General features: G+C 59.4%; 18 protein-coding genes and 1 tRNA gene. 8 read left to right on the top strand and 11 right to left on the bottom strand.

Annotation, left to right across the window (positions count from 1 at the left end; genetic code table 11):
• Positions 1-25: 25 nt before the first annotated feature.
• The 3 genes from iscR to trmJ all read right to left on the bottom strand — a co-directional run bounded on the left by iscR (position 26) and on the right by trmJ (position 2,196).
• Entirely contained in the window at positions 26-517 is a 492-nt protein-coding gene (gene iscR, locus DBR00_RS07920; protein WP_108488422.1) for a Fe-S cluster assembly transcriptional regulator IscR, read from the bottom strand.
• Between the two features lie 139 nt (positions 518-656).
• Positions 657-1,433, bottom strand: a complete 777-nt coding sequence (gene cysE, locus DBR00_RS07915) for a serine O-acetyltransferase (protein WP_108488421.1) — start codon at positions 1,431-1,433, stop codon at positions 657-659.
• Positions 1,426-2,196 carry a tRNA (cytosine(32)/uridine(32)-2'-O)-methyltransferase TrmJ gene (gene trmJ, locus DBR00_RS07910; RefSeq protein ID WP_108488420.1) on the bottom strand — a complete coding sequence of 257 codons (771 nt, stop codon included), beginning with the start codon at positions 2,194-2,196 and terminating at the stop codon, positions 1,426-1,428. Before trmJ ends, cysE begins: the two co-directional genes overlap by 8 nt.
• 144 nt (positions 2,197-2,340) lie before the next feature.
• On the opposite strand from trmJ, the gene suhB reads away from it, so the two are divergent.
• Positions 2,341-3,156: an inositol-phosphate phosphatase gene (gene suhB, locus DBR00_RS07905; protein WP_108488419.1), complete on the top strand. Its 816-nt coding sequence runs from the start codon at positions 2,341-2,343 to the stop codon at positions 3,154-3,156.
• 61 nt (positions 3,157-3,217) lie between these two features.
• On the opposite strand, the gene DBR00_RS07900 is transcribed toward suhB, so the two are convergent.
• The 6 genes from DBR00_RS07900 to queA all read right to left on the bottom strand — a co-directional run bounded on the left by DBR00_RS07900 (position 3,218) and on the right by queA (position 9,279).
• Complete coding sequence (locus DBR00_RS07900) at positions 3,218-3,754, bottom strand: glycine zipper 2TM domain-containing protein (RefSeq protein WP_108488418.1); 537 nt, start codon at positions 3,752-3,754, stop codon at positions 3,218-3,220.
• A 125-nt stretch (positions 3,755-3,879) separates the two neighbouring features.
• Positions 3,880-4,785, bottom strand: a complete 906-nt coding sequence (secF, locus tag DBR00_RS07895) for a protein translocase subunit SecF (RefSeq protein WP_108488417.1) — start codon at positions 4,783-4,785, stop codon at positions 3,880-3,882.
• Between the two features lie 9 nt (positions 4,786-4,794).
• Positions 4,795-6,663 carry a protein translocase subunit SecD gene (secD, locus tag DBR00_RS07890; RefSeq protein ID WP_108488416.1) on the bottom strand — a complete coding sequence of 623 codons (1,869 nt, stop codon included), beginning with the start codon at positions 6,661-6,663 and terminating at the stop codon, positions 4,795-4,797.
• Positions 6,664-6,725: 62 nt separating this feature from the next.
• The gene (gene yajC, locus DBR00_RS07885; RefSeq protein WP_090375534.1) at positions 6,726-7,061 is read right to left on the bottom strand and encodes a preprotein translocase subunit YajC; all 336 of its coding nucleotides are present in this window, start codon (positions 7,059-7,061) and stop codon (positions 6,726-6,728) included.
• A gap of 38 nt (positions 7,062-7,099) precedes the next feature.
• Positions 7,100-8,215, bottom strand: a complete 1,116-nt coding sequence (tgt, locus tag DBR00_RS07880; protein ID WP_177479933.1) for a tRNA guanosine(34) transglycosylase Tgt — start codon at positions 8,213-8,215, stop codon at positions 7,100-7,102.
• A 14-nt stretch (positions 8,216-8,229) separates the two neighbouring features.
• Positions 8,230-9,279, bottom strand: a complete 1,050-nt coding sequence (gene queA, locus DBR00_RS07875) for a tRNA preQ1(34) S-adenosylmethionine ribosyltransferase-isomerase QueA (protein WP_108488414.1) — start codon at positions 9,277-9,279, stop codon at positions 8,230-8,232.
• Positions 9,280-9,392: 113 nt separating this feature from the next.
• Between queA and DBR00_RS07870 the strand changes: the two genes are divergently transcribed.
• The 3 genes from DBR00_RS07870 (at position 9,393) to DBR00_RS07860 (ending at position 10,698) form a co-directional block, all read left to right on the top strand.
• Positions 9,393-9,477, top strand: a tRNA-Leu gene (locus tag DBR00_RS07870).
• A gap of 350 nt (positions 9,478-9,827) precedes the next feature.
• A complete protein-coding gene (locus DBR00_RS07865; RefSeq protein ID WP_090248782.1) occupies positions 9,828-10,040 on the top strand; it encodes a cold-shock protein in 213 nt (70 codons plus the stop codon).
• A 163-nt stretch (positions 10,041-10,203) separates the two neighbouring features.
• Complete coding sequence (locus DBR00_RS07860; RefSeq protein ID WP_108488413.1) at positions 10,204-10,698, top strand: RDD family protein; 495 nt, start codon at positions 10,204-10,206, stop codon at positions 10,696-10,698.
• Between the two features lie 109 nt (positions 10,699-10,807).
• On the opposite strand, the gene lptG is transcribed toward DBR00_RS07860, so the two are convergent.
• On the bottom strand, positions 10,808-11,869 hold the full coding sequence (lptG, locus tag DBR00_RS07855; RefSeq protein ID WP_108488412.1) for an LPS export ABC transporter permease LptG: 1,062 nt from the start codon (positions 11,867-11,869) through the stop codon (positions 10,808-10,810).
• The gene (gene lptF / locus DBR00_RS07850; protein WP_108488411.1) at positions 11,862-12,983 is read right to left on the bottom strand and encodes an LPS export ABC transporter permease LptF; all 1,122 of its coding nucleotides are present in this window, start codon (positions 12,981-12,983) and stop codon (positions 11,862-11,864) included. Before lptF ends, lptG begins: the two co-directional genes overlap by 8 nt.
• Before the next feature lie 143 nt (positions 12,984-13,126).
• Between lptF and DBR00_RS07845 the strand changes: the two genes are divergently transcribed.
• From DBR00_RS07845 to DBR00_RS07830, 4 genes are all read left to right on the top strand, one after another.
• Positions 13,127-14,617, top strand: a complete 1,491-nt coding sequence (locus DBR00_RS07845; protein WP_108488410.1) for a leucyl aminopeptidase — start codon at positions 13,127-13,129, stop codon at positions 14,615-14,617.
• 101 nt (positions 14,618-14,718) lie between these two features.
• On the top strand, positions 14,719-15,138 hold the full coding sequence (locus tag DBR00_RS07840; RefSeq protein ID WP_108488409.1) for a DNA polymerase III subunit chi: 420 nt from the start codon (positions 14,719-14,721) through the stop codon (positions 15,136-15,138).
• 9 nt (positions 15,139-15,147) lie between these two features.
• The gene (locus DBR00_RS07835; protein WP_108488408.1) at positions 15,148-15,552 is read left to right on the top strand and encodes a DNA polymerase III subunit chi; all 405 of its coding nucleotides are present in this window, start codon (positions 15,148-15,150) and stop codon (positions 15,550-15,552) included.
• A 112-nt stretch (positions 15,553-15,664) separates the two neighbouring features.
• Positions 15,665-18,496, top strand: coding sequence for a valine--tRNA ligase (locus DBR00_RS07830; protein WP_108538035.1), 2,832 nt, complete (start codon positions 15,665-15,667; stop codon positions 18,494-18,496).
• Positions 18,497-18,582: the final 86 nt, after the last annotated feature.

Genomic DNA, 18,582 nt, shown 5'->3' with positions numbered 1-18,582 from the left:
AGGCCAGCTAGCCAGCGCTTTGCGCTCAATCGACGGCGGACGTTTCGATCTTATCCAGGTACGGCGTCCTGCCATTGCAGCGGCGCTGATCCTGGCGCTGAGCAACCTCCTGCACTTCACGACGGGTCACCAAATCAGCGAGACTGATGCCGCTAAGAAATTCGTGTATCTGCTGGCTGAGGTCACACCATAAATGGTGGGTCAGACAGGTATCACCGGCATGGCAATCGCCCTGCCCCTGACAGCGAGTGGCATCGACCGATTCATTGACCGCATCAATCACTTCGGCCACCTGAATCCCGCGCATGTCGCGGGACAACTGATAGCCGCCACCCGGCCCACGCACACTGGACACCAGATTGCCGCGCCGCAGCTTGGCAAACAGTTGCTCCAGATAGGACAGGGAGATGCCCTGCCGCTCGGAAATATCGGCCAGAGACACCGGACCACGCTGTGCATGCAGCGCCAGATCAAGCATGGCGGTGACGGCGTATCGGCCTTTGGTGGTTAATCGCATGAGGGGCTTACCGCATGGTCGCAATGTGCGGCGATTATGCAATTCCCGAGCATTTAAGTCAACTATAAGACCTAGTGCTTTAGTCGGGATTGGCGGAGTCGAGGGCGCATACCATAGCAAAATGCGCAAGACCGCACCATCAAGCTGCAGGCTTGTCTGCGTCCTTGACCACGCCGGCGAAGTCCTCGTCACGCAGTTGCGGCAAATCCTTGGCGCAGTAGTCACTACCTAAGGACTTGAGCGCGCCGCACATACCCTCAAGACGCCCATCCACCGCATGCAGGTGATCGAGCAACTGACCAATGGCACGAGCAACGGGGTCCGGCATGTCCTGACTCACGCCATAAGCATCGAAACCCAATTTCTCGGCAATCGCCTGGCGCTTGGCCTCCTGCTCATCATCGGTTTTGACGATGATCCGCCCAGGGATGCCGACAGCCGTAGCACCTGCCGGCACCTCCTTGGTCACCACCGCATTGGAGCCGATTTTTGCACCTGCGCCCACCGTAAACGGCCCCAACACCTTGGCCCCTGCGCCCACTACCACACCATCTTCCAGCGTCGGATGGCGCTTGCCTTTATTCCAGCTGGTGCCGCCCAAGGTAACCCCCTGATAGAGCGTTACATCGTTTCCAATCTCTGCCGTTTCACCAATGACGATACCCATACCATGATCGATAAAGAAACGCCGACCAATCTTCGCACCGGGATGAATTTCGATACCCGTCATCCAACGACTAAAGTTGGACACCACGCGCGCCAGCCACTTCCAGCCCGACACCCACAAAGCATGCGCCACTCGATGCAGCCAGACGGCATGCAACCCCGGATAGCACGTGACCACCTCAAAGGCATTACGCGCCGCCGGGTCGCGATGAAATACGCTCCGGATATCCTCTTGCATGCGCTCAAACATCTGAACCCTCCCGCCTAAGGTGCTCGCCACGCGCCGCCTTGATGGTTTCCGTCAAGATACCGCGCAAGATATTCATTTCCAGTTTGTTCACTGCGCAACGCCCGTACAAGCGACGCAGGCGACTCATGAGATGTCGCGGCCTAGAGGGATCAAGAAACCTGATTTCAATCAGCGCTTGCTCCAGATGACGATAAAACGACTCCAGCTCATCCGCCGCTACCAGCTCTTCATCAGGATCAACAACTGCAACTTGCTTGACCGGCTGCCCCTCTGTGGCCAGCCAGGCAATACGCACCTCGTAAGCCAGCACTTGCACAGCCGCAGCCAGATTCAACGAGCTGAATGCCGGGTCGGAGGGAATGTGCACATGATAGTGACAGCGCTGCAGCTCCTCATTGGTCAGACCGGCATACTCGCGCCCAAACACCAAGGCAACCTGAACACCTTGCTGCGCCTGCTCGCACGCAGCAACACCACATTCACGCGGCTCCAGCATCGGCCAGGGAATATGCCGATCCCGCGCACTGGTGCCCAGCACCAGACGACAACCGACCAGCGCCTCTTCAAGCGTGCCGACTACCTGCGCCGATTCGAGAATATCAGCAGCCCCAGAAGCCCTGGCCACCGCTTCTTCACTCGGGAAATCCCGTGGCTCAACCAGCACCAACTGCGACAACCCCATGTTTTTCATGGCCCGCGCCGCGCCACCGATATTGCCCGGATGACTGGTACCGACCAACACAACGCGAATATTTTCCAGCAACGCAAACGCTCACAGATAAGGGCTAGAGGCGCAAATCTTACATAAGCCATCCGCCTTGCGCCACGCAAGACGCAGGTTGCGCTTCAACCGCCACACTTTTCTGCTAGAATGGCCGGCTTTCTTTAACGACCCAGGTGAACATCCATGCAGCCCATGCTGAATATCGCGCTGCGCGCAGCCCGTAGCGCCGGCGAAATGATCTTCCGCTCGACCGAACGCTTGGACGTCATCTCGGTCGACGAGAAAGAAGCCAAGGACTACGTAACTGAAATTGACCGCTCCGCCGAGCAGCTGATCATTCAGGCATTGCGCAAAGCGTTCCCGAACCACGGCATCCTCGGCGAGGAAAGCGGCCTCAGCGAAGGCAGCGGCGACGGCGCAGACTACCTGTGGATCATCGACCCACTGGACGGCACCACCAACTTTATCCGCGGCATCCCCCACTACGCTGTCAGCGTCGCCTGCAAATACCGTGGCCGCCTTGAGCACGCCGTGATCATCGACCCGGTACGCCAGGAAGAATTCACCGCCAGCCGTGGCCGTGGCGCTGCCCTCAACGGCCGCCGCCTGCGCGTCGGCAACCGCAAGAGCCTGGAAGGCGCCCTCCTCGGCACCGGCTTCCCGTTCCGCGACAGCCAGATGGAAAATCTGGAGAACTACATCAGCATGTTCCGCAGCCTTGTCGGCCAGACCGCCGGTGTACGCCGCGCAGGCGCAGCGAGCCTGGACCTGGCCTACGTGGCCGCCGGCCGCTTCGATGCCTTCTGGGAATTTGGCCTGTCCGAGTGGGACATGGCCGCTGGTGCACTGCTGATTCAGGAAGCAGGCGGCCTGGTCAGTGATTTCAGCGGCGGCCACGACTTCCTGGAAAAGGGCCAGATCGTTGCCGGTAACGCCAAGTGCTTCAAAGCCGTACTGACAGCCATTCAGCCGCACTTGTCAGCCTCCTTGAAACGCTGATCAAACCCCAACAAAAAAGCGCCTCACGGGGCGCTTTTTTATATCCACTGAAAGCTTTCGATCAGCTGGACTGATCGACCAACACCAGTTGACCATCCTTGACCGGAATCTGCCGCCCCGGATCACTGACCATGCGCACCTGACTCACCTTGCCATCCAGCTCATATTTAACGTCGTAGCCCACCAATTTCTCACTGGTGTCGGTCACCGTACTGCAACGGGTTTCAGTCGTGGTGTAGATATCACGACTCTGCAGATGCTCCTGGGCCTTGTTACCGGCATAACCGCCGCCCACCACACCCGCGACTGTCGCCAGCTTCTTGCCATTGCCACCACCAACCTGATTACCCAGCAAGCCGCCCACCACTGCACCAATCGCCGTTCCGGCTACCTGGTACTGATCCTTGACCGGCGCCTGACGCGTCACGGCAATCTCTTTGCACACCTCACGCGGCGTCTTGATGGTTTCCTTGACCGGCTTAACCGCAAGCACTTCAGCATACTCTGGGGCACTGACAATACTGTAAGTAGCGACCGCCCCGCCTGCCGTCACCCCCACCGCACCCAGCACCACCCCGACCAACATCGACTTATTCACACAGACCTCCAAGAACCGCTGCTTGGCGCTTAACGCACCTTACTCCCGGCCTTGGAGCATAAAAAAACCGGGCAAGTTCAACACCGGCCCGGCTCATACAGCTATTTGCGATAAGACGCGCAGAATCAGGGGCGCTCATCCACCTCTTCAGCCACCACAGGCGGAATCAGGTCATCCACACTCAGGTTGAGCCAGATCAGCACCACGTTGGCGATATAGATCGATGAGTACGTACCAGCCAAGACCCCGATCAGCAGCGCCACCGAGAAACCGAACAGGTTGTCACCAGCGAACAACAACAGCGCGACAATCGCCAACAGCGTGGACACCGAGGTCGCGACAGTGCGCAACAGGGTCTGCGTGGTGGAGATGTTGATGTTGTCGATCAGACTGGTCTTACGCAGCACGCGGAAGTTCTCGCGCACCCGGTCGAACACCACGATGGTGTCGTTCAACGAGTAGCCGATGATCGCCAGCACCGCCGCGAGCACCGTCAGGTCGAAGGTCACTTGGAAGAACGACAGAATACCCATGGTCACGACCACGTCATGCACCAGAGAGAGCACCGCACCCAGGGCAAACTTCCACTGGAAGCGGAAAGCCAGGTAGAGCATCACGCCCCCCAGAGCCAGCAACATGCCGATGCCACCCTGATCGCGCAGCTCTTCACCCACCTGCGGGCCAACGAACTCGACCTTCTTCACCTGCAGCGCATCACCCGACTGCTGCAGCGCATCCGCCACCTTGCGCCCCAAATCCGGATCATCACCCTGCATACGCACCACCACATCAGTGGTCGCACCAAAGCTCTGCACCACGGCATCAGCAAAACCTGCCGCTGCCAACTGATCACGCACCTTGCCCAGATCAGCCGGCTGCGCGTAACTCAACTCGATCTGCGTGCCGCCGGTGAAATCCAGACCGAAGTTCAAACCTTTGTAAAACCAGCTACCCAACGCAAGCAAAGTCAGCAGCACGGTGATGGCGAACGCAATATTGCGCACACCCATAAAATTAATCGTACGCATCATCTAAGCCCCTTAGACCCACAGCTTCTTGAAGTCACGCCCGCCGCAGGTCAGGTTGACCATGGCGCGAGTCACCAGAATCGCGGTAAACATCGACGTCACGATACCCAGCGACATGGTCACAGCGAAGCCCTTGACCGGCCCGGTGCCCATGGCAAACAGAATCCCGCCGACCAGCAAGGTGGTCAGGTTGGAGTCGAGAATCGCGCTATAGGCACGATCGAAGCCTTCATGAATCGCCCGCTGGATCGACATGCCATTGGCAATCTCTTCGCGAATCCGCGAGAAGATCAGCACGTTGGCGTCCACCGCCATCCCCATGGTCAACACGATACCGGCAATACCCGGCAGGGTCAGGGTGGCGCTGAGCAGCGACATCAAGGCCAGCAGCAAGACCATGTTGAACGCCAGTGCGATGGTCGCCAGCACCCCGAAGAAGCGGTAAATGGCGATGATAAACAGCGAGACGAACAGCATGCCCCACAGCGACGCATCAACACCCTTGGTGATGTTGTCGGCCCCCAGGCTCGGGCCAATGGTGCGCTCTTCGGCAAAGTACATCGGCGCCGCCAGACCACCTGCACGCAGCAGCAAGGCCAGCTCGGACGATTCGCCCTGACCGTCCAGCCCAGTGATACGGAACTGGCTGCCCAGCGGCGACTGGATAGTCGCCAGGCTGATGATCTTCTTCTCTTCAACGAAGGTCTGCAGCTCGACTTCCTTCTCGACACCATCGACTACCTGGCGCACATAACGGGAAACCGGCTTCTGCTCGATAAAGATTACCGCCATGCTGCGCCCGACATTACTGCGGGTCGCACGGTTCATCAGGTCACCACCGCGGCCATCCAGACGGATATTCACCTGCGGGCTGCCATTCTCGTCAAAGCTGGCCTGAGCGTCAGTCACCTGGTCACCGGTGATGATCAGCTCACGCTCCAGCTGCGCCGGCGGACGGCCTTCCTGACGGAATTCAAAACTTTCGGTCGCAGCCTTGGCAGCATCCGGCTCGGCAGCCAGACGGAACTCCAAGTTGGCGGTCTTACCGAGAATCCGCTTGGCTTCAGCGGTGTCCTGCACGCCCGGCAGCTCGACCACGATGCGATTGGCACCCTGGCGCTGGACCAGCGGCTCGGCAACACCCAGCTCGTTGACCCGGTTACGCACGGTGGTCAGGTTCTGCTTGATCGAATACTCACGGATTTCCGCCAGCTTGGCCTGCGTCAGCGTCAGGCGCAGCACCTGCAGCTCATTACGCCGCACGGTGATCATATCGAAATCGTTGAAGTCCTTACGGATCAGCTGCTGAGCTTTCTCCAGCGCCGCTTCATCGGCAAAACCCAACTGAATGGCGCCATCAAGCTCAGGCAGGCTGCGGTAGCGCACGCGCTCCTTGCGCAGCAGGCTTTTGACCTCGCCTTCATAAACCTTGCGGCGGGCATCCAGCGCCTTGTCCATGTCCACTTCCATCAGGAAGTGCACACCACCGGACAAGTCCAGACCCAGCTTCATCGGGCTACCGCCCAGGTTACGCAGCCACTGCGGCGTAGTTTGCGCCAGGTTCAGGGCAACCACGAACTCATCACTCAGCGCCTTGCGTACCAACTCTTTGGCTGGCAGCTGGTCTTCGGCCTTGTTCAGGCGCAGCAGACCGGCACGGCCTTCGCTAGCCAGGGTGATCGCTTTTACCTGAATACCAGCGTCTTCCAGAGTGCGCTTGACGCGCTCAAGATCGGCCTGCTCGACGCGCATGGCCGTACTGTTGCCACTGATCTGGATCGCCGGATCATCCGGGTACAGATTGGGCAGGGAATAGAGAGTGCCGATTGCCAGCACAGCCAGAATCAGCAGGTATTTCCAGACAGGGAATTTGTTGAGCATGACGCCGCCCGTTATGACGCGGGGCGCATGAAGCGCCCCGTCGAATGGTAAAGGTGTGTTGCTTAGATCGCTTTCAGCGTGCCCTTGGGCAGCGAAGCGGCGATGGCCACTTTCTGAATTTTCAGTTCGACAGTATCGGACACTTCGATGACCACGAAGTCATCGGAGACTTTCGACACCTTGCCAGCAATACCGCCGCTGGTGACCACTTCGTCGCCTTTCTGCAGACCACCGATCAGGTTCTTGTGCTCTTTGGCCCGTTTGGCCTGCGGGCGCCAGATCATCAGATAGAAGATGACCAGAAAGCCGACCAGAAACACCCATTCAAAACCACTACCAGCAGGACCGGCAGCCGGTGCGGCGCCTTCAGCGAAAGCAGCGGGGATAAAAAAGCTCATGTAACACTCCTGTTGCAAGGGTCTTTAAAGGTTGGGAATCAATCCAGAGGCGGCGTTGGCAGCCCACGCTTGGCATAGAAGGCATCGACAAAGGCGGCCAATGTACCCTGTTGAATAGCCTCGCGCAAACCAGCCATAAGCACCTGATAATGCCGTAAGTTATGGATTGTATTGAGCATACTACCCAGCATTTCGCCGCATTTATCCAGATGATGTAGATAGGCGCGGGAGAAATGTTTACAGGTGTAACAGTCGCAGGTCGGATCTAGCGGCGACTCGTCATGCTTGTGGAAGGCATTGCGAATCTTCAGCACACCAGTATCAACAAACAGGTGGCCGTTGCGCGCGTTGCGAGTCGGCATTACGCAGTCGAACATATCCACACCACGGCGTACGCCTTCAACCAGATCCTCTGGCTTGCCCACGCCCATCAGATAGCGCGGCTTATCAACCGGCAACTGCGGCGGCAGGTAATCCAGCACCTTGAGCATTTCCTCTTTCGGCTCACCCACTGACAGGCCGCCGATGGCATAACCGTCAAAGCCGATCTGCTCCAGCCCGTCCAAAGAGACTTTGCGCAATTCTTCATACATACCGCCCTGGACGATGCCGAACAGCGCCGCCGTGCTGTCGCCATGCGCCTCTTTCGAGCGCTTGGCCCAGCGCAGCGACAACTCCATCGAGCGCTTGGCCACATCGAACTCGGCCGGATAGGGCGTGCACTCGTCGAAAATCATCACGATGTCCGACCCCAGGTCGCGCTGTACCTGCATCGATTCTTCCGGCCCCATGAACACCTTGGCGCCATCCACCGGTGAGGCGAAGTACACGCCCTCTTCCTTGATCTTGCGCATGGCCCCCAGGCTGAACACCTGGAAACCACCGGAGTCAGTGAGGATCGGCCCCTGCCATTGCATAAAGTCATGCAGATCGCCGTGCTTCTTGATCACTTCAGTGCCAGGACGCAGCCACAAGTGGAAGGTGTTGCCGAGAATGATCTGCGCACCAATCGCCTCGATGTCGCGCGGCAGCATGCCCTTGACCGTGCCATAGGTGCCCACCGGCATAAACGCCGGGGTCTCCACCACACCACGGGGGAAAGTCAGCCGACCACGGCGCGCTTTGCCCTCGGTCGCCAACAATTCGAAAGACATGCGGCACGTGCGCGTCATAAGTGTTCCTCTGGCCCGCGCGGCGCGGGGTTGCGGGTGATGAACATGGCATCACCGTAACTGAAAAAACGATATTCACCGGCAATCGCCGCCTGATAGGCCGCCATGGTTTCCGGGTAACCGGCAAACGCTGACACCAGCATCAGCAGGGTTGATTCCGGCAAATGGAAGTTAGTCACCAGCGCATCGACCACATGCAGCGGCCGCCCTGGGTAGATAAAGATGTCCGTGTCTCCGCTAAAGGCTTTAAGCACGCCATCGCGCGCCGCACTCTCCAGCGAACGCACACTGGTGGTGCCGACGGCAATCACTCGACCACCACGCGCACGACAGGCGGCTACGGCATCGACCACATCCTGGCCGACCTCCAGCCATTCGCTGTGCATATGGTGATCTTCGATGCGCTCAACCCGCACCGGCTGGAAGGTGCCAGCACCGACGTGCAGGGTCACGAACGCTTGTTCAACACCTTTCTCGGTAATTGCCGTGAGCAGCTGCTGATCAAAATGCAGCCCGGCGGTCGGCGCCGCAACAGCACCGGCACGGTTGGCATAAACAGTCTGGTAGCGCTCGCGGTCGGCCAGCTCATCCGGCCGATCAATATAGGGCGGCAACGGCATATGGCCGACCCGTTCCAGCAGTGGCAGCACGTCTTCAACAAAGCGCAGCTCGAACAGCGCATCGTGGCGCGCGACCATTTCGGCCTCACCACCACCGTCGATCAGGATCATCGAACCCGGCTTGGGCGACTTGCTCGAACGCACGTGAGCCAGCACGCGGTGAGCGTCCAGTACGCGCTCGACCAGAATCTCCAGCTTGCCGCCCGAAGCCTTCTGGCCGAACAGTCGCGCCGGAATCACCCGGGTATTGTTGAACACCATCAGATCGCCGGGACGCAGGTAATCCAGCAGATCACTGAACTGTTTATGCGCCAGCTCACCCGTCGGCCCATCGAGCACCAGCAAACGGCTGGCACGGCGTTCGGCAAGGGGATGGCGGGCAATCAGAGCGTCAGGCAGTTCAAAATTGAAGTCGGCAACACGCATGGTCGGAAGGGGATCGTCTAGCAGGGCGGCAAAGCTTACCGGAAATCGTGCATGCTGACCACGCAAGTGGATTGACCAACCCCGACACCATCCCTATACTGCGCCGCCATTGTGCCCCGGTGGCGGAACCGGTAGACGCGGCGGATTCAAAATCCGTTTTCGAAAGAAGTGGGAGTTCGAGTCTCCCCCGGGGCACCATAAACTCGAAGAAAGGCCTTGAGACTCAAGGCCTTTTTTATTGCCTGCGCAAAAAACGAAACCCATGTGATTTAGCGCGCCGCATCAGCAGCTCTGACCCCATCAGACAAATCGACGAAAACCGGCTAAGACCCAGCATTTGCATGCCTTGGCAGGGATTGGCATTTGCGTGAAAGTTAGCGTAGAGTTTCTGCACTGTGTTTGCATGGGTCGCCGAAAATCGTGACCTGGTGCAGTAGATCATCGCGATCCGCTACATCCCGCTCGACGCCGCATTACTCCTTGCAACCAGTATCAGCCCCTCATATCGAGTAGCGGCTGTCATCAACTCAAGTTTCAAGGAATACAACATGTCGAATCGTCAGAACGGTACCGTCAAGTGGTTTAACGACGAGAAAGGTTTTGGTTTTATCACTCCTGAAAGCGGTCCGGATCTGTTCGTGCACTTCCGCGCGATCCAAGGCAACGGCTTCAAGAGCCTGAAAGAAGGCCAGAAGGTCAGCTTTATCGCCGTGCAGGGCCAAAAAGGCATGCAGGCTGACGAAGTGCAAATCCAGGAGTAATCCTGCCGCTTCGAAGAACCCCTGATGGCAGCATCAGGGGTTTTTTTATGGCTGCTGAATGTCACGCCAATTCCAGCCGGCACAATGCACATGATCACCTTACCTACCCCGAATACAGTATTGTTGCCGCCATCCCGCTAGCCGATTGAGTAAAGAGCCGACTATGCCGAACCACCTGCTGCGCCCGCAGGGTGATTTCCCCAGCGCCGGACTGATCCGCCGCCTTGCCGCCATGTTCTATGACTTCCTGCTGTGCGTAGCACTGCTGATTGTGGTGACGTTCATCTACAAGTTGATCCTGATGGGTTTCTACGGCGAGGCGCAACTCAAGCAGATGTCAGATTCAGGAGCACTGGACGGCGACCCCCTGCTATCGACTCTGCTGTTTCTCAGCCTGTTCGGCTTCTTTGCCAAGTTCTGGACGCACAACGGCCAGACCCTAGGCATGCAGGTCTGGGGCCTGCGGATCCAAAACCGCGATGGCAGCGCCATCAGCCTGTGGCAAGCGCTGTTGCGATTTCTGGTGGCCATAGGCTCCTGGCTGCTGTTCGGCCTGGGGTTCTTCTGGATGCTCTGGGACAAGGAAAGCCGCAGCTGGCATGACATTTATTCAGAAAGCCAAGTCGTTCAACTGCCAAAGAACATCCATAAAAAATAGCGACTGCTACCACTCGCCATTGACCAGCAGAACAACTCAAGCTAATTCAACTGCGCACAAAAAAAGCCGGCACACGCATCACTGCATGTGCCGGCTTTTTCTCATAACGTCAGCCCGCTCGCCGCAACAACCAGATACCCGCCAACGCACAGACGCCCGCAGGAACCAACACCGCCAGTAGCGGCGAAAAGCCGAATACCAGGCTCGACGGCCCCATCAGATCCTGACTGATCTTGAATACGAAACCGACCAGCACACCAGTGAATACACGCTGCCCCAGCGTCACCGAACGCAATGGCCCGAAAATAAAGGAAATGGCCATCAGCACCAATGCAGCTGTCACCAACGGCTGCAAAACCTTAGTCCAAAACGATAGCCAGTACTGACTGTTGCTCAGACCCTGCTCAGCCAGGTAGTGGATATAACCCCACAACCCGGTAATCGACAGCGCATCAGGGGCCAGCACTACGGTGCCAAGCAACTGCGGTGTCAACTCAACATCCCAGCGCTCGCTGTCCTGCTTGATGACCTCACTGCTGCGCTCACGAAAGTGCGTGGTTGCAACATCGTCCAGCTGCCAGTGATCGCCCTGGTACTGCGCACGCCGCGCGAAGCTCGATGACTGCATGCGCTTGTGTCCATCGAAACGATAGCGGGTCACCCCGAGCAATACACCATTAGGCTGCACGGCGTTAATGTGAACATACTCCTGCCCCTGGCGATGCCACAGACCGCGCTTGGCGCTCTGCGCTTCACCACCGCCCTGCGCCATGGCACGACTGGCCTGAGCCTGATTTTCGCTATAAGGCGCGAGGTACTCACCGATCAGCAAACCGACGAGCATCAGCACCAGCATCGGCTTCATAACCGCCCAGACGATCCGACCAATCGACACACCGGCAGCCCGCATGATGGTCAGCTCACTGTTGCTGGCCAACGAACCCAGCCCAATCAGGCAACCGATCAGCGCCGCCATCGGCAGCATTTCATAGAGACGCCGCGGCGCTGTCAGCAGCACGTACCAGAGCGCATCGAGCAGGCCATAGTTCTCCTCGACATCGCCCAACTCGTCAATAAAGGCAAACAGAAGTGCCAAGCCAACAATGATGCCCAGCACAGCAAGAATGGCGACAAATACCTGTGCACCGATGTAGCGATCCAACTTAACCACGGGCCACCTCCAGCGCCACACGACGGGCCGCCCAGCGCAAGCGCAGCGGCTCCCAATACAGCAACAGCAGCCCGATCAATGCGAACAGCCCATGCACCCACCACAAGCCCAGGGCTGCGGGGATTTTCTCTTTATCCAGCGCACCACGCGCGCCAATCAGCAGCGCCAGATAGGCCATGTACAAGAGGATGGCCGGCAACAACTTAAGGAAACGCCCCTGACGTGGATTGACCCGCGACAGCGGCACGGCCAGCAGGGTGACCACAAAAACCAGCACCGGAATCGACAAGCGCCACTGCAGCTCGGATTGCATACGCGGTTTGTCACTGCCAATCAGTTCACGGGTTGGCATCGCTTCGCGATCTGTCACATCCGCCTCAATCTGGGGCTTAGGCAACAATACGCCATAGGTTTCATATTTGATGGCGCGGTAATCGGCCTGGCCGGGGTTACCGTCGTAGCGGTAGCCGTTTTCCAGAATCAGGTAGCGGCTGCCATCCGCCTGAATTTCCTGGCGACCGGACTCGGCGACCAGCACGGAGATACCACGTTCCTTGTCGCCCTGGCTGGACAGCTGTTTCTCGGAGATGAAAACCCCGGTCAGCGAACCGCGATCCTCCGAGAGCTCTTCGGTGTAGGTCACACGCGAGCCATTTTTCATCGACTGAAAACGCCCCGGCACCAAGGTATCGAGTTCAGTCATGGCACTTTGCTGATTGAGAATCCGCGCCACATGCTCAACACCTTGCGGAGCAAGGCCCAGGCTCAACCAGCCCGCCAGCAACGCCACCAGAGCCGCCGGAGCCAGGCTGTAGGCAAACAAGCGCTGCTGGCTCATGCCGGTGGCTGACAACACGGTCATTTCACTGTCGAGGTACATGCGGCCATAAGCCAGCAAAATGCCGAGAAAAAGCCCCAATGGCAGAATCAGCTGCAAAAAACCAGGGATGCGGTACGCCATGATCATCAGCAGCACCCCGGGGTCGAGCAGACCCTGCGCCGCCTGGGCCAGGTAACGGATAAAGCGGCCACTCATAATGATGACCAGTAGCACCGCGCTCACGGCACTCAGGGTCAGCAACACTTCACGGAACAGATAACGGAAGACGATCAAACCAGACACTCCAGGGTTGTCAGGCTCAGGCGGCTAAGATCAAACTAGCCGCACTGCTTGCCGGCTCGCCCAACTGGCGAACCATCGAAAAATAGCCGGCATTATCCTGCAATACCGACGCCTTGTCTTGGGGACACCACGTAATGGAATTTATTGTTAAAAGCGCCCGCCCAGAAACACTAAAAACCGCCACCCTGGTTATCCCTGTTGGTGAGGGAAAAAAACTCGGCGAAACCGCCAAGGCTATCGACACCGCCAGCGCGGGCGCAATCAGTGCTCTGCTCAAGCGCGGCGACCTGGTCGGCAAGGTCGGCCAGACTCTGCTGGTACACAACCTGCCAAACCTGAAAGCCGAACGCGTACTGCTGGTCGGCGCCGGTAAAGACAGCGAACTGTCTGACCGCCAACTGCGCAAATTGATCACCAGCATTTACAGCAGCCTGAAAAGCCTCGGTGGCAGTGACGCGGTACTCGCACTCGACGAGCTGCAGGTCAAAGGCCGTGACACCTACGGCAAAACCCGCCTGATGGTGGAAAGCCTGGCCGATGCCGGCTACTGCTTCGACCGTTTCAAGAGCCAGAAGGCCGAAGCCGGCGCACTGAAGAAGCTCACCCTGCTTACGGAAAAAGCCAACCTGGCCGACGCCGAGCGCGCCAGCACGCACGCCCAGGCGATTGCCGCCGGCATGGCTTTCACCAAAGACCTGGGCAATCTGCCGCCGAACCTCTGCCACCCGAGCTACCTGGCCGAAGAAGCTAAAGCCCTGGGCAAAGCCTACAAAAACCTCAAGGTCGATGTTCTCGACGAGAAGAAACTCAAGGAACTCGGCGCTGGCGCCTTCCTCGCCGTGGCCCAAGGCAGCGACCAGCCGCCACGGATGATCGTCATGCAATACCAGGGCGGCAAAAAATCCGAGAACCCTTACGCCCTCGTCGGCAAGGGCATCACCTTCGACACCGGCGGCATCAGCATCAAGCCAGCCGCTGGCATGGATGAAATGAAGTACGACATGTGCGGTGCGGCCAGCGTATTCGGCACCCTCAAGGCCGTACTGGAACTGCAACTGCCGATCAACCTGGTGTGCTTGCTGGCCTGTGCCGAGAACATGCCGAGCGGCGGCGCCACGCGCCCCGGCGACATCGTCACCACCATGAGCGGCCAGACCGTGGAAATCCTCAACACCGACGCTGAAGGCCGTCTGGTGCTGTGCGATACCCTGACCTATGCCGAGCGTTTCAAGCCGCAAGCGGTGATCGACATCGCCACCCTTACCGGCGCCTGCATCGTGGCCTTGGGCAGCAATGTCTCCGGCCTGATGGGCAATAACGACGCACTGGTGCAGCAGATTCTCGGTGCCGGCCTGACCGCCGACGACCGCGCCTGGCAGCTACCGCTGTATGACGAGTACCAGGAGCAGCTGGACAGCCCGTTCGCCGACATTGCCAATATCGGCGGGCCGAAAGCCGGCACCATCACGGCGGGCTGCTTCCTCTCGCGCTTTGCCAAAAACTTCCACTGGGCGCACCTGGATATCGCCGGTACGGCCTGGATCAGCGGTGGCAAGGACAAAGGCGCGACCGGTCGTCCGGTGCCGATGCTGACGCAGTATTTGCTGGATCGCAGCAACGCCTGAGTTACGGGCACCTTAGTAGGAGCGGTGTTAACTGCGATTGACTGGTAAGCTGCGCGCCTGTCAGCAAGCCGCTCCTGCAACCAACGCCTAAGCGTGCCGCCATGCCCCGAATCGAATTCTACGTACTGTCCACTGCCGTGCCGGCCGAGCGCCTGCGCGCAGCCTGCCAACTGGCGATGAAAGCCTGGCGCGCCGGCCTGCCGGTGTTTCTGCGCGGCAGCGATGCCCAGCAATGCAGCGAGGTGGATGAACTGTTGTGGCACTTCAAGGCGGACAGTTTTGTGCCGCACAGTCTCTACCAGGATGACGCGCACGCACCGGTGGTGATTGGCCAGGACGAAGAGCCCAGCAGCACTCAGGGCGTGCTTATCAACCTCGGCAGCACCCTTTCACCCCAGGTCGAGCGCTTTAGCCGGGTGATTGAAATCGTCAACCAGGAACCCGACCTACTGACCGCCTGCCGGGAGAATTTCCGCAGCTACCGGCAGCGCGGGTATGATCCCAAACGAGTCGAACTCTAGTTGCACAGTATGGACACCCCAAAGCCTCCGCAAAAACCCGCTCAACTGCTGAACGACCTGGAGTCGATCCGCCAACTGCTGGGCGATGAAAACCTCGAACCACCGCTGCTGATCGACACCCTCGACCCGGACAGCATCCCCGTCCTCTCGGATATCGTGACCCCACCACCCAAGGTGGCAGCGGTAGCGCCAGCACCTGCGCCCAAGCCACCGGTTGCGCAAACCCTGCGTGAAACCGTAAGCCAGAGTGTCAGCCGCGATAGCGAGATGAACCGCCTGGATAGCGAACTTCGAGCTGCAGCTCAGTTGATCCTGCAGGATGTGATCGACGATTTCGTGCCGCAGATCGAAGCCGAGCTGAAACGCCGCCTGGATGCCCGCCTGACCCGACTGCTTCCGCCGCGTCGTCCGTAACCACACGCACGCCCACCAGTCAGCCACCCCACGCCCGGCCTTACGCCACAGGTGCCATCCCCGCTATACTTGCCGGCTTTTCCGTCTAGCCGTCATAAGGGTCCCGCCGCACATGGACAAGACCTACCAACCGCACGCCATCGAAACCACCCTGTACCAGAACTGGGAGGCGAACAACTACTTCGCCCCGCAAGGTTCCGGCGAGCCCTACACCATCATGATCCCGCCGCCGAACGTCACCGGCAGCCTGCACATGGGCCACGGCTTCAACAACTCGATCATGGACTGCCTGGTCCGCTTCCGCCGCATGCAGGGTCGCAATACTCTGTGGCAGCCGGGCACCGACCACGCGGGCATCGCCACGCAAATGGTGGTTGAGCGTCAGCTGGCTGCTGATGGCATCGGCCGTCACGACCTGGGCCGCGAGAAATTCCTGGAGAAGGTCTGGGAATGGAAGGAACAGTCTGGCGGTACCATCACCCGGCAGATCCGTCGTCTGGGCAGCTCGGTGGACTGGTCACGCGAGCGCTTCACCATGGACGACGGCCTGTCCGAGTCGGTGAAAGAAGCCTTCGTGCGCCTGCATAAAGACGGCCTGATCTACCGCGGCAAGCGCCTGGTTAACTGGGACACCAAGTTCCACACCGCCATCTCCGACCTTGAAGTGGAAAACCACGACGAGAAAGGCAGCCTGTGGAACCTGCGCTACCCGCTGGCCGACGGCAACACCACCGCCGACGGCAAGGATTACCTGATCGTCGCCACCACCCGCCCGGAAACCATGCTCGGCGACAGTGCCGTTGCGGTTAACCCGAACGACGAGCGCTATCAGGCGCTGATCGGCACCTTCGTTGAGCTGCCGCTGGTGGGCCGCCGTATCCCGATCATTGCCGACGATTACTGCGACCCCGAGTTCGGCACCGGCTGCGTGAAAATAACCCCGGCCCACGATTTCAACGACTATGAAGTCGGCAAGCGCCACAACCTGCCGCTGCTGAATATCTTCGACAAAAACGCTGCCGTATTGGCCAAGGCCCAGGTGTTCAACATCGACGGCAGCGTCAACAGCGAGATCGACGGCAACCTGCCGGCCGAATACGCCGGACTGGATCGTTTCGAAGCACGCAAACAGATCGTCGCCGCGTTTGAAGCCGCGGGCCTGCTGGAAGGTATTGAACCGCACGCCCTGAAAGTGCCGAAAGGCGACCGCTCCGGCACCATCATCGAGCCGTGGCTGACGGACCAGTGGTACGTCAGCACCAAACCACTGGCCGAAAAAGCCATCGCCGTGGTCGAAAGTGGCGAGATCCAGTTCGTGCCCAAGCAGTACGAAAACATGTACTTCAGCTGGATGCGTGACATTCAGGACTGGTGCATCAGCCGCCAGCTCTGGTGGGGCCACCGCATTCCGGCCTGGTACGACGAGGCCGGCAACGTCTATGTCGGCCGCGACGAAGCGGAAGTGCGTGCCCAACACAACCTGGGCGACATCGCCCTGCGTCAGGACGAAGACGTCCTCGACACCTGGTTCAGCTCCGGCCTGTGGACCTTCTCCACCCTCGGCTGGCCGCAGCAAACCGACGAGTTGAAGACCTTCCACCCGACCGACGTACTGGTCACCGGCTTCGACATCATCTTCTTCTGGGTCGCGCGGATGATCATGCTGTCGACCCACCTGACCGGGCAGATCCCGTTCAAGACCGTCTACGTGCACGGCCTGGTGCGCGACGGCCAGGGCCAGAAGATGTCCAAGTCCAAGGGCAACGTGCTCGACCCATTGGATATCGTCGACGGCATTACCCTGGAAGCGCTGCTGGAGAAACGCACCAGCGGCATGATGCAGCCCAAGCTCGCCGAGAAGATCGCCAAGCAGACCCGCGCCGAATTCCCCGAGGGCATCGCCGCCTACGGCACCGACGCCCTGCGCTTCACCAACCTGGCGCTGGCCTCCACCGGCCGTGACATCAAGTTCGACATGGGCCGCGTCGAGGGTTACCGCAACTTCTGCAACAAGATCTGGAACGCCGCCAACTTCGTGCTGGAAAACACCGACGGCCAGGACACCGGCGTTAACGGTGAGCCGGTCGAGCTGTCCTCGGTGGACCGCTGGATCATCTCCGCGCTGCAGCGCACCGAGGCCGACGTTACCCGTCACCTCGACGCCTTCCGCTTCGACCTGGCCGCGCAAACGCTGTACGAGTTTATTTGGGACGAGTACTGCGCCTGGTACCTGGAGCTGGTCAAGCCGGTGCTGTGGGACGAGAACGCGCCGATCGAGCGTCAGCGCGGCACCCGCCGTACGCTGATTCGCGTGCTGGAAGTGGCGCTGCGTCTGGCCCACCCGTTTATGCCGTTCATCACCGAAGAAATCTGGCAGCGCATCAAGCCCCAGGCGGGCGTCAGTGGTGAAACCATCATGCTGCAGGCCTGGCCGGTGGCCAATGAAAGCCGCATCGATGCCGCCGCCGAAGGCGATATCGAGTGGGTCAAGCAGCTGATGCTCGGCCTGCGGCAGATCCGTGGCGAGATGAAAATCTCCATGGCCAAGCGCATCGACATCATCCTGGCCAACGCCAGCGACGAAGACCGCCGCCGCCTGACCGACAACGCGCCGCTGCTGAACAAGCTGGCCAAGCTAGAGTCAGTACGCGTGCTGGAAGCCGGCGAAGAAGCGCCGATGTCAGCCACTGCGCTGGTCGGCGATATGCAGGTGCTGGTGCCGATGGCCGGGCTGATCGACAAGGACGCCGAACTGGCGCGCCTGGATAAAGAGATCGCCCGCCTTTCCGGTGAAGTGCAGCGCGTCGGTGGCAAGCTCGCTAACGAAGGTTTCGTCGCCAAGGCCCCAGCCGACGTGCTCGATAAAGAGCGCGCCAAGCTGGCTGAGGCCGAACAAGCCCTGAGCAAGATGGTTGAGCAGCGCGGCAAGATCGCCGCACTCTGATCAGCCCGCAACACCCACAGCCCGCGCCCTCACAGGCGCGGGTTTCTTTTTTTTGTAGGAGGGGCTTTTGCCACGAGTTTTAACAG

The organism is Pseudomonas sp. HMWF032 (assembly GCF_003060885.1).
GTDB lineage: Bacteria > Pseudomonadota > Gammaproteobacteria > Pseudomonadales > Pseudomonadaceae > Aquipseudomonas.
Note: the sequence above shows the minus strand (reverse complement) of the source record. Positions and strands in the feature narration are given on the sequence as shown.

Coding starts and splice junctions, on each gene's coding strand:
- DBR00_RS07860 (WP_108488413.1), top strand. CDS start 10,204: ATGCCGAACCACCTGCTGCGCCCGCAGGGTGATTTCCCCAGCGCCGGA.
- DBR00_RS07835 (WP_108488408.1), top strand. CDS start 15,148: ATGGACACCCCAAAGCCTCCGCAAAAACCCGCTCAACTGCTGAACGAC.
- yajC (WP_090375534.1), bottom strand. CDS start 7,061: ATGAGCTTTTTTATCCCCGCTGCTTTCGCTGAAGGCGCCGCACCGGCT.
- DBR00_RS07840 (WP_108488409.1), top strand. CDS start 14,719: ATGCCCCGAATCGAATTCTACGTACTGTCCACTGCCGTGCCGGCCGAG.
- DBR00_RS07865 (WP_090248782.1), top strand. CDS start 9,828: ATGTCGAATCGTCAGAACGGTACCGTCAAGTGGTTTAACGACGAGAAA.
- secD (WP_108488416.1), bottom strand. CDS start 6,663: ATGCTCAACAAATTCCCTGTCTGGAAATACCTGCTGATTCTGGCTGTG.
- DBR00_RS07845 (WP_108488410.1), top strand. CDS start 13,127: ATGGAATTTATTGTTAAAAGCGCCCGCCCAGAAACACTAAAAACCGCC.
- suhB (WP_108488419.1), top strand. CDS start 2,341: ATGCAGCCCATGCTGAATATCGCGCTGCGCGCAGCCCGTAGCGCCGGC.
- tgt (WP_177479933.1), bottom strand. CDS start 8,215: ATGTCTTTCGAATTGTTGGCGACCGAGGGCAAAGCGCGCCGTGGTCGG.
- cysE (WP_108488421.1), bottom strand. CDS start 1,433: ATGTTTGAGCGCATGCAAGAGGATATCCGGAGCGTATTTCATCGCGAC.
- iscR (WP_108488422.1), bottom strand. CDS start 517: ATGCGATTAACCACCAAAGGCCGATACGCCGTCACCGCCATGCTTGAT.
- queA (WP_108488414.1), bottom strand. CDS start 9,279: ATGCGTGTTGCCGACTTCAATTTTGAACTGCCTGACGCTCTGATTGCC.
- DBR00_RS07830 (WP_108538035.1), top strand. CDS start 15,665: ATGGACAAGACCTACCAACCGCACGCCATCGAAACCACCCTGTACCAG.
- secF (WP_108488417.1), bottom strand. CDS start 4,785: ATGATGCGTACGATTAATTTTATGGGTGTGCGCAATATTGCGTTCGCC.